This window comes from Rhizobacter sp. Root1238 (assembly GCF_001425825.1).
In the GTDB taxonomy this organism is placed as follows: domain Bacteria; phylum Pseudomonadota; class Gammaproteobacteria; order Burkholderiales; family Burkholderiaceae_C; genus Rhizobacter.
The window spans coordinates 35535-49800 of sequence record NZ_LMDM01000022.1 but is presented as its reverse complement, the minus strand read 5'-3'; the positions used below and the strand labels follow the sequence as shown (position 1 = coordinate 49800).

Sequence of the window (14266 nt, the reverse complement as noted above, 5' to 3'; positions counted from 1 at the left end):
ACGGGTTGGGGCGGCGATCAACAGGTGTTCAACCGGTCCCAGGCCATCCGCGCCGCGGCCAGGTCCCACGCCGCGCTCCCCACGCTCTTGAACACCACCGGCGCATCGCCTGCGTCGGCAAGCTCCGCGGCTTGCGCCAACCCGCGCACCTTCGACCAGTCGACACCCGCCTGGATCAGGTCGCCGGCCTCTTCCTTTGCACCGTCGAGGTCGTCGACCAGCAACGCAGCCCGCCGCACCAGCGCGGCCGGCAGCTCGCACATCGCCGGCGTGAACGCGCCGACCGCGAACACCCGCGCGCCCGGGCGCAACGCATCGGGGATCACCGCCGAGCGGCTCGTCGTCGCGGTGACGATCAACCCGCAGCGGCCGATCTCGGCGCCGATGTCGTCGACCGCATGCGCCTTCACACCGTGCGCCGCGAGCGTCGCCACCAGCCCGTCGGCCGACATGCGCGAGCGCGCCGCGATGCCGATCCACGCCGGTGCCAGCCCCGCATCGAAGGCCAGCGCATGCGCCAGCGCCTGCGCGCCGGCACCGACGATCAGCAAACGCTCGCCGGCCGGCACCTTCAACGCCAGGGCCGCGGCCAGCGACACCGCCGCGGTGCGGCGCGCCGTGATGGTGACGCCATCGAACATCGCGAGGCGCTCGCCGGTCGCGCGGTCGATCAGCAGCACCTCGCCCTGCACGCGGTCGCGCCCCTGCGCCGGGTTGCCGTGGTTCACCGTCACCAGCTTGACGCTCGCGTAGTACGCATCGCTGGCCGGCATCAGCAGCAGCCTGTCGTCGCCCGACAGCGCGAAGCTGCTGCGCAGCGGCGCCTGCAGCCGGCCTTCATCGCGTTCGATCGCCGCGCGCATCACCGCGTCGGCCAGCGGCCGCCACGGCAGCAGCGCGGCCGTCTGCGCCGCGTCGACCAGGCGCATCGCGCTCAGTCCCTCGGGATCACCCGCGGCTGCCCGTCGCGGTCGATCGCGACATAGGTCAGGTTGGCCTCGGTGACCTTGACCACCTTCAGGTCGGCCGGGTTGCGCTCGGCATACACCTCGACGTGCACCGTGATCGAGGTGCGCCCGATGCGGTCGACGCGGGCGTAGAAGCTCAGCAGGTCGCCGATCGACACCGCCTGCTTGAACACGAACTCGTTGACGGCGACCGTCACGACCCGGCCCTTCGCGATGCGCGCCGGCAGCACGGAGCCGGCGAGGTCGACCTGGGCCATGATCCAGCCGCCGAAGATGTCGCCGTTGCTGTTCGAATCGGCCGGCATCGGCATCACGCGCAGCACCAGGTCGAGGTCTTTCGGCAGGCTGACCGCCAACGCGGGGTCGTGCCGGGGCTGGCTTGTATTCATACTGGACGCCTTCAACTGGGTGCAACCCCACGATTCTTCCACGATGCGATCCCTCTCGACCCCTGTGCCGGCGCCCGATGCCGTGACGCCTGCCGCACCCCGCTCCGATGCGGCCACGCTGCGCAAGCTGCTGCCCTACCTGTGGCGCTACCGCTGGCGCGTCGGCATCGCGCTCGGCTTCATGGTCGGCGCCAAGCTGGCCAACGTCGGCGTGCCGCTGCTGCTGAAGCAGCTGGTCGACAGCCTGTCCCTCAAGCCGGGCGACCTGCAGGCGGTGCTGGTCGTGCCGATCGGGCTGCTGGCGGCCTATGGGCTGCTGCGGCTGTCGACCTCGCTGTTCACCGAGCTGCGCGAGCTGATCTTCGCGAAGGCCACCGAAGGCACCGCGCGCAGCATCTCGCTGAACGTGTTCCGCCACTTGCATGCGCTGAGCCTGCGCTTCCACCTCGAGCGCCAGACCGGCGGCATGACGCGCGACATCGAGCGCGGCACGCGCGCGGTGCATTCGCTGATCTCGTACTCGCTCTACAGCATCGTGCCGACGCTGGTCGAGATGGTACTGGTGCTGACGCTGCTGGCCGTCAAGTTCGACGCCTGGTTTGCCTGGATCACGCTGGCGGCGCTGGCGGTGTACATCAGCTTCACGATCGTCTTCACCAACTGGCGCACGCAGTTCCGCAAGCAGATGAACGAGCTCGATTCGACCGCGCACTCGCGCGCGATCGACTCGCTGCTGAACTACGAGACCGTCAAGTACTTCAACAACGAGGACTTCGAGGCCAGCCGCTACGACGAGAGCCTGGAGCGGCTGCGCCGCGTCGCGCTGAAATCGCAGGCCACGCTGTCGATGCTGAACACCGGGCAGCAGCTGATCATCGCGGCCGGCCTGGTCGCGATGCTGTGGCGCGCGACGCAGGGCGTGGTGGCGGGGCACATGACGCTCGGCGACCTGGTGATGATCAACGCGTTCATGATCCAGCTCTACATCCCGCTGAACTTCCTCGGCGTGATCTACCGCGAGATCAAGCAGAGCCTGACTGACCTCGACAAGATGTTCGCGCTGCTCGAGCGCGAGCGCGAGATCGCCGACACGCCCGGCGCATTGCCGCTGCAGGTTCCGCACGGGCAAGTGCGCTTCGACCACGTCGACTTCTCGTACGAGCCGAACCGCCAGATCCTGCACGACGTCAGCTTCGAGATCCCGGCCGGCAAGACGGTCGCGGTGGTCGGGCCGTCGGGCTCGGGCAAGAGCACGCTTGCGCGGCTGCTGTACCGCTTCTACGACGTGCAGGCCGGCGTGATCACGATCGACGACCAGGACCTGCGCTCGGTCACGCAGGGCAGCGTGCGCCAGCGCATCGGCATCGTCCCGCAGGACACCGTGCTGTTCAACGACAGCGTGGCCTACAACATCGCGTACGGCCGGCCCGGCGCGAGTGCGGCCGAGGTCGAGGCGGCGGCCCGCGCGGCGCGCATCCACGACTTCATCGTGTCGACGCCGAAGGGCTACGAGACGACGGTCGGCGAGCGCGGGCTGAAGCTCAGCGGTGGCGAGAAGCAGCGTGTCGCGATCGCGCGCACGCTGCTGAAGGACCCGCCGATCATGATCTTCGACGAGGCCACCTCGGCGCTCGACTCCGCCAACGAGCGGGCCATCCAGGCCGAACTGCAGGGCGTCGCGCGCAACAAGACCGCGCTGGTCATCGCGCACCGGTTGTCGACCGTCGTCGATGCGCACCAGATCCTGGTGATGGAGCAGGGCCGCATCGTCGAGCGCGGCACGCATGCGCAGTTGCTGGCGCTCGACGGCCGCTACGCCGACATGTGGCGCCTGCAGCAGAGCAGCACCGACGATGCGCTGGCGTGACATCGGTCCGGCCTGGACGCGGCGCCTGTAGGACAGCCGTTCAGGTTCTTGGCCGTTTCGTGACAAACGAGCGTGAAGTCTCGGGCAGTTGTGAGCAATCGTTACGGCGCCGGCGTGCACACATCTTGTTGCACTTCTAGAGTCGCGGCACCGATTCACCCACAGAGGACGGATGCGATGACTGCTCAGAAACTCCCGATGACTTTGAAGACGATGGTCCTGTTTTCGCTGCTGGCGGCTGCCGGCGCGATCTGGACGTCGGCGAGGGCGGCGACGCCCGATGCCGTGTCCTCCGCCAGCCTGCGCCTGCCCGACGCCAAGGTGGTGTGGGTCGACAACGAGAGCTTTGCGTTCGACACCTGCTCCGCCGCCGGCAGCGAGCACGTGGCGGCGGTGATGGGCGCGTTGCGCGAGCGCCTGATGAGCGACCTCGGCCCGATGATGCTGAACAACGGCGTGACGCCGGCGAGCCAGCAGTTCGTCACGCTGACGCCGGTGGACGGCGGCCAGGACTGCAACACGCTGGCCAGCCGCGTGGTGTTCCGCGTCTCGGGTGTCAGCGCGAAGTCGGGTGGCGCGTGGAATGCCGACGTCGTCGCGCAGACCCACGGCCCCACCGCCGATTCGCGCCAGGCGTCGACGCAGCTGGTGAACGACCTGGTCCACGAATTGGACCTGACGCTCAGCCGCAAGTAGGGATCGGCCCCGTCGTTACACTGCCGGCCGTGGAAACCAAGTGGCTTGAAGACTTCGTGAGCCTGGCCGAGACGCGGAGCTTTTCGCGCTCGGCGCAGATGCGGCATGTGACGCAGCCGGCGTTCTCGCGCCGCATCCAGGCGCTGGAAGCCTGGGCGGGGCTGGACCTGGTCGACCGCTCGTCGTACCCGACCCGCCTGACGCCCGCCGGCGAGACCTTCCATGCGCAGGCGCTCGACATCCTCGGCGCGCTGCAGACCACGCGCAACATGATGCGCGGCCACCAGGTCGCCGCGCAGGACATGATCGAGTTCGCGGTGCCGCACTCGCTCGCGTTCACCTTCTTCCCGCATTGGGTGATGGACCTGCGCAAGCGCTTCGGTGCGTTGAAGAGCCGCCTGATCGCGCTCAACGTGCACGACGCGGTGATGCAACTGACCGAAGGCAGCTGCGACCTGCTGATCGCCTACCACCACCCGTCGCAACCCTTGCAGCTGAGCCCCGAGCGCTACGAGATGCTGAGCCTCGGCCACGAGACGCTCGCGGTGTACGCCAAGGCCGACCCGAAAGGCGAGCCGCTGTTCCGCCTGCCCGGCTCGCCGGGCGAGCGCGTGCCCTTCCTCAGCTACGGCACCGGCGCCTACCTGGGCCGGCTGGTCGAGCAGATCGTCAAGCTCTCGCCGGCGCCGCTGAACCTCGACCCGATCTACGAGACCGACATGGCCGAAGGCCTGAAGGCGATGGCGCTCGAAGGCCATGGCCTGGCCTTCCTGCCGGTCAGCTCGGTGAAGAAGGAACTGAAGAGCCGGCGCCTGGTGCGCGCCTCGGCACCCGGCACGCTCGAGCTGACGATGGAAGTGCGCATGTACCGCGAGCTGCCCGAGCTGTCGCGCCACAACGGCAAGCCCGGGGCACGCGCGCTGTGGAACTTCCTGAGGCCCGCGGGCTGACGCGAAGCCAGAGGGTTTTCCCTGGCGCGGCATGCATTCGATGCATGGCTTGCCCGCGAATCCGCATTGGCGTTCCGGCAGGCACGCGCATACAGTCCGCGCCCATCGCCTCTCGAACCTTCATCCGCCTCCATGCCCCGCCGACACTGCGCAAGCGTGATCGATCTCACGCCCACTTGCAGGCACACTGGCGTCCGGCCGTGCGCTGATCGTGGCGGCTTTCACCCACCCCCGCCGACCCGGCTTGTGGCACGAAGGTTGCGAGATTCACCCCATGAAGTACCGCCTGTTCCGCTCCTCGGCATTCGCGTCTGCAGCACTCGTCGCGCTCGCGGCGCTGACCCTTGCGATGCCGGCCGGCGCGGCGCCGCCGGTGGCGGCACCGGTCCCCACGGGCCCGGTGCTCGACCGCATCCGGCAGACCGGCAAGATCCTGATCGCTCACCGCGAATCGTCGGTGCCGTTCTCGTACCTCGATGCCGACAAGAAGCCGGTGGGCTATGCGGTCGACCTGTGCCTGAAGCTCGCCGAGGCGGTGCGCAAGCGGCTCGAGATGAAGGCCCTCGCGCCGGAGTTCGTGCTCGTCACCGCCGGCAACCGCATCCAGAAGGTGGTCGACGGCCAGGCGGACCTGGAATGCGGCTCGACGACCAACAACGCCGAGCGCCGCCAGAAGGTGGCCTTCACGATCCCGCACTACATCACCGGGGCGCGCTACATGGTGCTGGCCGACAGCCCGATCGCCGAGCTGCCGATGTTCGAAGGCAAGAAGCTGGTGTCGACCAAGGGCACGACGCCGCTGAAGGAGGTGGACCGCGCGAACCGCGAACGCCTGCTGCGCATCACCATCCTGGAAGCGCCCGAGCATGCCAAGGCGATGCAGATGGTGCTGGCCGGCGAGGCCGATGGCTTCGTGATGGACGACGTGCTGCTCTACGGCCTGATCTCGTCGAGTGCCGACCCGGGCAAGCTGAAGGTGGTGGGCAAGTTCCTGACCATCGAGCCGCTCGCGATCATGATGCGCAAGGACGATCCCGAGTTCAAGAAGATCTGCGACGAAGAAATGAAGCGCCTGATCCTCAGCCGCGAGGCCTATGCGATCTACGATCACTGGTTCAACAAGCCGATCCCGCCGAAGAACCTGCCGCTGAACCTGCCGATGAACTACCTGCTGCGCGACTTCTGGAAGTACCCGTCGGACCAGGTGCCCGGCTGACCCCGCCACGGCCGGCCCGTCTACGTGGAAGTGCGTAGACCCCGTGTCCCTAGAATTTCGTTGTAGGGGGGTCCCCCCCAACCCCCTCTTTTCCACCCTGAAGGAGATCGTATGAAAAAGGCATGGCTGAGCGTTGCCGTCCTGTTGGCCGTCGCGGGCGTTGCCCAGGCGCAGCAGAGCGACACGCTGAAGAAGATCAAGGACAGCGGCACCGTCACGATGGGCGTGCGCGAATCGTCCGGCGCGCTGGCCTACACGCTCGGAGACGGCAAGTACGCCGGCTTCCACTACGACGTCTGCCAGAAGGTGCTGGCCGACGTGCAGAAGCAGCTGGGCCTGGCCAAGCCGCTCGACATCAAGTACCAGCCGGTGACCTCGCAGAACCGCATTCCGCTGGTGCAGAACGGCACCGTCGACATCGAATGCGGTTCGACCACCAACAACGCGACCCGCCAGAAAGACGTCGCGTTCGCCGTCACCACCTATGTCGAAGAGGTGCGCATCGCGGTGAAGGCCAACTCCGGCATCACCGCCATCGCCCAGCTGGCCGGCAAGACGGTGGCCACCACCACCGGCACGACCTCGGTGCAGACGCTGCGCAAGCACGAGCGCGCCACCGGTCTCGACTTCAAGGAAGTGTTCGGCAAGGACCACGCCGACAGCTTCCTGCTGCTCGAATCGGGCCGCGCCGATGCGTTCGTGATGGACGGCCAGATCCTCGCCGGCAACATCTCGCGCGCGAAGAACCCGGCCGACTTCAAGATCGTCGGCGAAGTGCTGAGCGTCGAGCCGATCGCGATCATGCTGCGCAAGGACGACCCGGCCTTCAAGAAGGCGGTCGACGACAGCATCAAGGCGCAGATCAAGTCCGGCGACCTGGCGAAGACCTACGACAAGTGGTTCAACCAGCCGATCCCGCCCAGCAACACCAAGGTCGGCCTGCCGCTGTCGGAAGCCACCAAGGCGGCCTGGGCGAATCCGAACGACAAGCCGATGGAAGACTACGCCAAGAAATAAGGCGGGCTCTTGCGATGGAGGGGGACTGAGGTAAGCCCTGACGCCACTGGGCGCGACACTTGCTTACAGTCCTCCCAGCGCGGCGCGGGTGACCTGCGTCGCGCTTTTTCTTGGGGCAGCGCGATCGTGCTGCGACCCCTCACAAGAATTGGAGCAACGCCTTGGGCAAGTGGGACTGGCAGATATTCCTGCAGGACACGGGGGGCGGGCAGACCTACCTTGAATGGTTGATGTCTGCCTGGGGCTGGACGCTGTCGGTGGCATCGCTGTCGCTGGTGGTCGCGTTGGTGGTCGGTTCGCTGGTGGGCATCCTGCGCACGGTTCCCAGCAAGACGCTGGTGTTCCTCGCCAATGCGTGGACGGAGTTGTTCCGCAACATTCCGCTGCTGGTGCAGGTCTTCCTCTGGTACCACGTGATCCCCTCGCTGTTCCTGAGCCTGCGCGCCGTGCCGAGCTTCGTGCTGGTGGTGTTCGCGCTCGGGTTCTTCACCTCGGCACGGGTGTCCGAGCAGGTCAAGGCCGGCATCCAGGCGCTGCCCAAGGGCCAGCGCTATGCCGGCCTCGCGATGGGGCTGACGCTGCCGCAGACCTACCGCTACGTGCTGCTGCCGATGGCGTTCCGCATCGTCATTCCGCCGCTGACCAGCGAGTCGATGAACATCATCAAGAACTCGTCGGTGGCGTTCGCCGTGAGCATTTCCGAGATGACGATGTTCGCGATGCAGGCGCAGGAAGAAACCTCGCGCGGCATCGAGGTCTACCTCGCCGTCACGGGGCTGTACTTCATCTCCGCGTTCGCGATCAACCGCCTGGCCTTGTTCATCGAGAACAGGGTGCAGGTGCCCGGCATGATCGGAGGCGGCAAATGAACCTCGACTTTGCCTTCCTGAACTGGAACGTCGTCTCGGCGTTCATCGCCAAGGGCATGATCTTCTCGGTGCAGCTGACGCTGGTCGCGATGATCGGCGGCATTGCGCTCGGCACGCTGCTCGCGCTGATGCGGCTGTCGGGCAAGAAGTGGCTGGTGATGCCGGCGGCGTTCTACGTCAACACGCTGCGCTCGATCCCGCTGGTGATGGTGATCCTGTGGTTCTTCCTGCTGATCCCGCTGCTGATCGGCCGGCCGATGGGCGCCGAGCTGTCGGCCATCATCACCTTCACGGTGTTCGAGGCCGCCTACTACTCGGAGATCATGCGGGCCGGCATCCAGAGCGTGCCGCGCGGGCAGGTGTATGCCGGCTACGCGGTCGGCATGACCTACCGCCAGACGATGCAGCTGATCGTGCTGCCGCAGGCCTTCCGCAACATGCTGCCGGTGCTGCTGACGCAGACCATCATCCTGTTCCAGGACACCTCGCTGGTCTACGCGATCGGTGCCTACGACCTGCTGAAGGGCTTCGAGGTGGCGGGCAAGAACTTCAACCGCCCGGTCGAGACCTACCTGGTCGCCGCGGTCGTCTACTTCGTGATCTGCTTCTCCCTGTCGATGCTGGTGCGTCGCCTGCAGAAGAAGATCGCCATCATTCGCTAGAAATGGAACCCCCGGCTGCGGTGTACCGCAGCCGCCCCCCGAGGGGGCGCTCGGCCGGCTTGGGACGGCCCGGCGCTCGTCCGAGGCGCTAACAAGGAGATTGCCAAGTGATCCAGATCAACAACGTTTCGAAGTGGTACGGCAGCTTCCAGGTGCTGACCGATTGCACGACCAGCATCGCGAAGGGCGAGGTCGTCGTCGTCTGCGGCCCGTCGGGCTCGGGCAAGTCGACGCTGATCAAGACGGTGAACGCGCTGGAGCCGATCCAGAAGGGCGACATCGTCGTCGACGGCATCTCGATCTCCGACCCGAAGACCAACCTGCCGAAGCTGCGCAGCCGCGTCGGCATGGTGTTCCAGCACTTCGAGCTGTTCCCGCACCTCACGGTCACCGAGAACCTGACGCTCGCGCAGATCAAGGTGCTGAACCGCAAGCCCGACGAGGCGAAGCAGCGCGGCATGAAGATGCTCGACCGCGTCGGCCTGAGCGCGCACAAGGACAAGTACCCAGGCCAGCTGTCGGGCGGCCAGCAGCAGCGCGTCGCGATCGCCCGCGCGCTCAGCATGGATCCGATCGTGATGCTGTTCGACGAACCCACGTCGGCGCTCGACCCGGAGATGGTCGGCGAGGTGCTGGACGTGATGGTGCAGCTGGCCAACGAAGGCATGACGATGATGTGCGTCACGCACGAGATGGGCTTCGCGAAGAAGGTCAGCAACCGCGTGATCTTCATGGACGCCGGCAAGATCGTCGAGGACTGCAGCAAGGACAGCTTCTTCGGCAAGCCAGAAGAGCGCACGCCGCGTGCGAAGGATTTCCTCTCGAAGATCCTGCAGCACTGAACGGGCGGGCCCGGGTGTCAAAATCGGCCGATGACGACCGATTCACTCACCCTCACCACGCCCGACGACTGGCACCTGCACCTGCGTGACGGCGCCGCGCTCGCCGCGGTGCTGCCCGACACCGCGCGCCAGTTCGCCCGCGCGATCGTGATGCCCAACCTGCGCCCGCCGGTCACCACCGCGGCACAGGCCGTCGCCTACCGCGAGCGCATCCTCGCGGCGCGCCCTGCGGGCTCGGCCTTCGAGCCGCTGATGACGCTGTACCTCACCGACCGCACGCCGCCCGACGAGATCCGCCGGGCGAAGGACGCCGGTGTCGTCGCGCTGAAGCTCTACCCGGCGGGCGCCACCACCAACAGCGACGCCGGCGTCACCGACCTGCGCAAGACCTACGCCACGCTGGAGGCGATGCAGCGCGAGGGCATCCTGCTGCTGGTGCACGGCGAGGTCACCGATCCGGCGGTCGACGTGTTCGACCGCGAGGCCGTCTTCATCGACACCGTGATGCAGCCGCTGCGCCGCGATTTCCCCGAGCTGAAGGTGGTGTTCGAGCACATCACCACGCGCGAGGCGGCGCAGTACGTCGCGCAGGCCGATGCGCACACCGCCGCCACCGTCACCGCGCACCACCTGCTGTACAACCGCAACGCGATCTTCCAGGGCGGCTTGCGGCCGCACTACTACTGCCTGCCGGTGCTCAAGCGCGAACTGCACCGCCAGGCGCTGGTGCAGGCCGCCACCTCGGGCAGCACGAAGTTCTTCCTCGGCACCGACAGCGCGCCGCACGCGTCGCACCTGAAGGAGCAGTCGGTGTGCGGCGCCGGCTGCTACACCGCGCTGTCGGCGTTGGAGCTGTATGCCGAGGCCTTCGACGCGGTGGGCGCGCTCGACAAGCTGGAGGCCTTCGCGAGCTTCAACGGCGCCGATTTCTACGGCCTGCCGCGCAACGCCGGCCGCGTGACGCTGCGCCGCGAAACATGGACACTCCCCGAAGCCCTGCCGTTCGGCGACGCCACGCTGAAGCCGCTGCGCGGCGGCGAGACCCTCGGCTGGAAACTGGAGACCGCATGACCCTGCTCGACAAGCCCGCCCGCATCGCGCTGCTGATCGATGCCGACAACTCGCCGGCCAGCAAGATCGACGTGATCCTCGCGGAGCTGGCCAAGGTCGGCGTCGCGAACATCCGCCGCGCCTATGGCAACTGGAAGAAGGACGGGCTGAAGGGCTGGGAGGCGGTGCTGCACGAGTACGCGATCCGCCCGGTGCAGCAGTTCGACTACAGCAAGGGCAAGAACGCGACCGACATGGGCATGGTCATCGAGGCGATGGACCTGCTCTACACCGACCAGCCCGATGCGTTCGGCATTGTCTCGTCCGACAGCGACTTCACGCCGCTGGTGATGCACCTGAAGGCCAAGGGCGCGCTGGTCTACGGCTTCGGCGCGAAGAAGACGCCGATGCCGTTCGTCAACGCCTGCTCGCGCTTCCTGTACCTCGAGAACCTGGGGCAGCCGGTCGAGGTGGTCGAGGCCGACAGCGCACCGAAGCCTGCGAAGGCCAAGCCGGCGGCCGGCCGCAAGACGCGCAGCGGCGCCAAGGCGGCACCGGAGCCCGCACCGGCGGCGGCCGAGCCGTCCGCGGCGCTGCGCCAGGACACCGCGGCGCTGAAGCAGGACGCGCGGTTGGTGTCGCTGCTGCGCAATGCGGTGGAATCGGCGGCCGGCGAAGACGGCTGGTCGGCGCTCGGCGCGGTCGGCCAGCAGATCGGCAACCAGGCCTCGTTCGATCCGCGCAACTACGGCTACCGCAAGCTGATCGACCTGATCGAGGCGACGCAGCTGTTCGAACTCGACCGCCGTGGCAGCCAGGTGGTGCTGCGCGACAAGCGCCTGGCGAAGAGCAGGGGATAATGCGCGCCGTGAAGCGGACCAGACCGCCGCTGGTGCAAGGCTCGAAAGGGCGCACTGGAGGAAGGTCCGGACTGCACAGGGCAGCGTAGCAGCCAACGGCTGTCCACCGCGAGGTGAGGATCAGAGCAACAGAGACGAGTCGCCGCATCGGCCGCAAGGCCGGCGCGGCGGGTGAAACGGGCAATCTCTACGCGCAGCAATACCAAATAGGCACACGTTGATTCGGCCCGAGGAGTGTGCGGGTAGGTAGCACCGAGCCGGGCAGCGATGCCCGGCCCAGAGGAATGGCGGTCACGGTCGCAGGCTCGCAAGGGTCGGCGGCTGCACAGAATCCGGCCTATCGGTCCGCTTCACACTTTCAACCGGCCATCAGGCCATACACCCGCTCCGGAGGGATCCGCGGGAAGGCGGCTGCGTTCTCGGCCGCGCCTTCGACCGCGAAGCCTGCCTGCGCCGAATCGCGGCGGTGCGTCTCGCCGACCGGCTTGCCGTTCTTGTCGCTCAGCGTCGCGACGATCGGGTGCGGCCCGGCGGTCGCCCGGCGGATCACGACGCCGACCTCGCCGGAGTGCAGCCGCACCAGGCTGCCGGGCGGGTGCACGCCGACGGTCTTGATCATCGCCATCGCCAGTTCATCGCCGGCGCTTTGCTGGAAGAGCTGGCGCGTGGCCATCTGCGGCGTCATCGCCGGACGCCTTTCGCGCGCGCTGATCTTGGCCATGTAGACGTCGGCCGCGCGCAGCACGCGCGCTTCCGGCGTGGGTTCGTGCCCCTGCGGGTAACCGCCGCCGCCCAACTGCTCGTGGTGCCCGAGCACGGTCGCCAGCCAGGTCTCGTCCTCGACGCCGGCGCCTTGCAGCATCGCGACCGAGGCCGCGGGGTGCGCGCGGATCTGCTCCAGCTGCTTGCGGGTGGGTGGCGTGTCCTGTGCGGCCATCGTGGCCTGCAGGTCGACCATGGACAGGTTCATCGTCAGCGCGGCACACCCGAGCGACGCGCATCGCTCCGGCGTCCACCCGAGCTGGCGGGCCGTCAGCAGCGCCAGCACGGCCACGCGAACGGCGTGGCGGAAGGGATAGAGCGCAAAGCGGCGTTCTTCCTGGCGTATGCATTCGAACAGCGCCAGGTCCGGATCGCGGTCGACCAGCGCCTGCAACGCACCGAAGAACGTCGTCACCGCCGTGCCCTGTGCCTCGCGGCGCTGCAGCGCCCGCGGCACCTGGTCGAAATGAAGCATCAGCCGCTCCCAGCGGTCGAAGACCGACAGGGCGGCAGCGGCCTGGGATTTCTTGGCCGCGGCGGCCTGCGCCTGCCGGGCCGCCTCGACCAGCGACCGCTCGGCCCAGGCGCCCCGTTCGTTCAGGCCGTCGAGCTGGCGTTCATCGAGCAGCACCTGCCCGGCGTTCAGCAGCAGCCGCTCGTGCGTGTCGAGGATGCGGAAGGGCAGCGGCTCGCCCACGTGCAACAGATCGCGCACCTGGACCAGCGGAACGCGGTCTGTCGAGGAGCCCATGCGGCGAGTGTGAGGCAAGCGGCGTCGCCGGTCGACCCCGCAAACCCGCACGGCGCCACGGCGTGCCCGCTACACTCGACGCTCCGCATGAATCCCGACGCACAACAACTCTGGCGCGCCCCACGCTGGGCGCTCGCCGCGCTGCTTGCCTGCCTCGGCATGCTCGGCCCCTTCTCGATCGACACCTACCTGCCCGCCTTCACCGGCATCGCGCAGTCGATCGGCGCGACACCGGTCGAGATGCAGCAGACGCTGTCGGCCTACCTGTTCGGCTTCGCGGTGATGAACCTGTTCCACGGTGCGCTGTCCGACAGCCTCGGCCGCCGGCCGGTCGTGCTGTGGGGCATCGCGGTGTTCACACTCGCCTCGGCCGGCTGTGCGCTGTCGCAGCACATCGGCGCGCTGGTGTTCTTCCGCGCGCTGCAGGGCATGTCGGCCGGTGCCGGCATCGTCGTCTCGCGCGCGGTGATCCGCGACATGTTCCCGCCGGCCGACGCGCAGCGCGTGATGTCGCAGGTCACCATCTACTTCGGCATCGCGCCGGCCATCGCGCCGATGGTCGGCGGCTTCCTGTTCGTGAACGTCGGCTGGCATGCGATCTTCTGGTTCCTGACCGGCATCGGCATCGCGCTGTGGATCGGCAACTGGCGGCTGCTGCCCGAGACGCTGCATGCGTCGCAGAGGCAGCCGTTCAACGTGCGGCACCTGATGCGCGGCTACCGGCAGCTCGGCTCGAACCCGCGCTTCCTGATGCTCGCGTTGGCGAGCGGCATCCCGTTCAACGGCATGTTCCTGTACGTGCTGTCGGCACCGGTGTTCCTCGGCGACCACCTGCACCTTCACCCCGGCCAGTTCTTCTGGTTCTTCCTGATCACGATCAGCGGGATCATGGGCGGCGCGTGGTTCTCGGGCCGGCTGGCCGGCAAGATCAAGCCGCACCACCAGATCCGCCACGGCTTCGTGATCATGCTGGTGGTGTCGGTCGTCAACCTGGCGCTGAACCTGCTGTTCGTGCCGCAGGCCTGGTGGGCGCTGCTGCCGATCGGCATCTTCGCGTTCGGCTGGGCGCTGATGGTGCCGGTGGTCACGCTGATGACGCTCGACCTGGTGCCCGAACGGCGCGGCATGGCGTCGTCGTTCCAGGCCTGCATCGGCAGCCTTGCCAACGGGCTGGTGGCCGGCTTGATCGCGCCGTTGGTGATGCATTCCACGCTCTGGCTCGCGATCGCGTCGCTGCTGATGATGAGCATCGGCGTCTTCGCGTGGATCTGGGTCAAGCCGCGCGTCGTGGTGAAGCTCAAGCCGGCCGCCTGACGGTCGATATCGCGACAGGCGCCCCGAATTCCGGTGGCGTGCCGGGAGCGCAT

The 14266-nt window shown here is 67.7% G+C and carries 14 protein-coding genes and 1 other RNA gene; 12 read left to right on the top strand and 3 right to left on the bottom strand.

Annotated elements, in window-relative coordinates; genetic code table 11:
* Nucleotides 1-17: 17 nt before the first annotated feature.
* Together ASC98_RS16715 and ASC98_RS16710 are read right to left on the bottom strand one after the other, a co-directional pair.
* Nucleotides 18-929 carry a delta(1)-pyrroline-2-carboxylate reductase family protein gene (locus ASC98_RS16715; RefSeq protein ID WP_056817356.1) on the bottom strand — a complete coding sequence of 304 codons (912 nt, stop codon included), beginning with the start codon at nucleotides 927-929 and terminating at the stop codon, nucleotides 18-20.
* Nucleotides 930-934: 5 nt separating this feature from the next.
* Complete coding sequence (locus ASC98_RS16710; protein ID WP_056817359.1) at nucleotides 935-1357, bottom strand: acyl-CoA thioesterase; 423 nt, start codon at nucleotides 1355-1357, stop codon at nucleotides 935-937.
* A gap of 43 nt (nucleotides 1358-1400) precedes the next feature.
* On the opposite strand from ASC98_RS16710, the gene ASC98_RS16705 reads away from it, so the two are divergent.
* The 11 genes from ASC98_RS16705 to rnpB all read left to right on the top strand — a co-directional run bounded on the left by ASC98_RS16705 (nucleotide 1401) and on the right by rnpB (nucleotide 11742).
* The gene (locus tag ASC98_RS16705) at nucleotides 1401-3224 is read left to right on the top strand and encodes an ABC transporter ATP-binding protein/permease (protein WP_056817361.1); all 1824 of its coding nucleotides are present in this window, start codon (nucleotides 1401-1403) and stop codon (nucleotides 3222-3224) included.
* A gap of 198 nt (nucleotides 3225-3422) precedes the next feature.
* Entirely contained in the window at nucleotides 3423-3920 is a 498-nt protein-coding gene (locus tag ASC98_RS16700) for a hypothetical protein (protein ID WP_056817364.1), read from the top strand.
* A 29-nt stretch (nucleotides 3921-3949) separates the two neighbouring features.
* Nucleotides 3950-4870, top strand: coding sequence for a LysR substrate-binding domain-containing protein (locus ASC98_RS16695; RefSeq protein ID WP_056817367.1), 921 nt, complete (start codon nucleotides 3950-3952; stop codon nucleotides 4868-4870).
* A 349-nt stretch (nucleotides 4871-5219) separates the two neighbouring features.
* On the top strand, nucleotides 5220-6086 hold the full coding sequence (locus ASC98_RS16690; protein ID WP_056817506.1) for an amino acid ABC transporter substrate-binding protein: 867 nt from the start codon (nucleotides 5220-5222) through the stop codon (nucleotides 6084-6086).
* Between the two features lie 111 nt (nucleotides 6087-6197).
* A complete protein-coding gene (locus ASC98_RS16685; protein ID WP_056817369.1) occupies nucleotides 6198-7103 on the top strand; it encodes a transporter substrate-binding domain-containing protein in 906 nt (301 codons plus the stop codon).
* Nucleotides 7104-7264: 161 nt separating this feature from the next.
* Complete coding sequence (locus ASC98_RS16680) at nucleotides 7265-7972, top strand: amino acid ABC transporter permease (protein ID WP_056817372.1); 708 nt, start codon at nucleotides 7265-7267, stop codon at nucleotides 7970-7972.
* Nucleotides 7969-8634, top strand: coding sequence for an amino acid ABC transporter permease (locus ASC98_RS16675; RefSeq protein ID WP_056817374.1), 666 nt, complete (start codon nucleotides 7969-7971; stop codon nucleotides 8632-8634). Before ASC98_RS16680 ends, ASC98_RS16675 begins: the two co-directional genes overlap by 4 nt.
* A gap of 107 nt (nucleotides 8635-8741) precedes the next feature.
* A complete protein-coding gene (locus ASC98_RS16670; RefSeq protein WP_056817377.1) occupies nucleotides 8742-9476 on the top strand; it encodes an amino acid ABC transporter ATP-binding protein in 735 nt (244 codons plus the stop codon).
* 30 nt (nucleotides 9477-9506) lie between these two features.
* Nucleotides 9507-10547 carry a dihydroorotase gene (gene pyrC / locus ASC98_RS16665; protein ID WP_056817380.1) on the top strand — a complete coding sequence of 347 codons (1041 nt, stop codon included), beginning with the start codon at nucleotides 9507-9509 and terminating at the stop codon, nucleotides 10545-10547.
* Complete coding sequence (locus ASC98_RS16660; RefSeq protein ID WP_056817383.1) at nucleotides 10544-11386, top strand: NYN domain-containing protein; 843 nt, start codon at nucleotides 10544-10546, stop codon at nucleotides 11384-11386. The genes pyrC and ASC98_RS16660 overlap by 4 nt, the downstream gene beginning before the upstream one ends.
* A gap of 10 nt (nucleotides 11387-11396) precedes the next feature.
* Nucleotides 11397-11742, top strand: an RNA gene (gene rnpB / locus ASC98_RS16795) — RNase P RNA component class A.
* Nucleotides 11743-11744: 2 nt separating this feature from the next.
* Here the strand turns inward: rnpB and ASC98_RS16655 are convergent.
* On the bottom strand, nucleotides 11745-12899 hold the full coding sequence (locus tag ASC98_RS16655) for an HD-GYP domain-containing protein (RefSeq protein WP_056817386.1): 1155 nt from the start codon (nucleotides 12897-12899) through the stop codon (nucleotides 11745-11747).
* Between the two features lie 87 nt (nucleotides 12900-12986).
* Between ASC98_RS16655 and ASC98_RS16650 the strand changes: the two genes are divergently transcribed.
* Nucleotides 12987-14213 carry a multidrug effflux MFS transporter gene (locus tag ASC98_RS16650; RefSeq protein ID WP_056817387.1) on the top strand — a complete coding sequence of 409 codons (1227 nt, stop codon included), beginning with the start codon at nucleotides 12987-12989 and terminating at the stop codon, nucleotides 14211-14213.
* The last annotated feature ends 53 nt before the right edge of the window (nucleotides 14214-14266 follow it).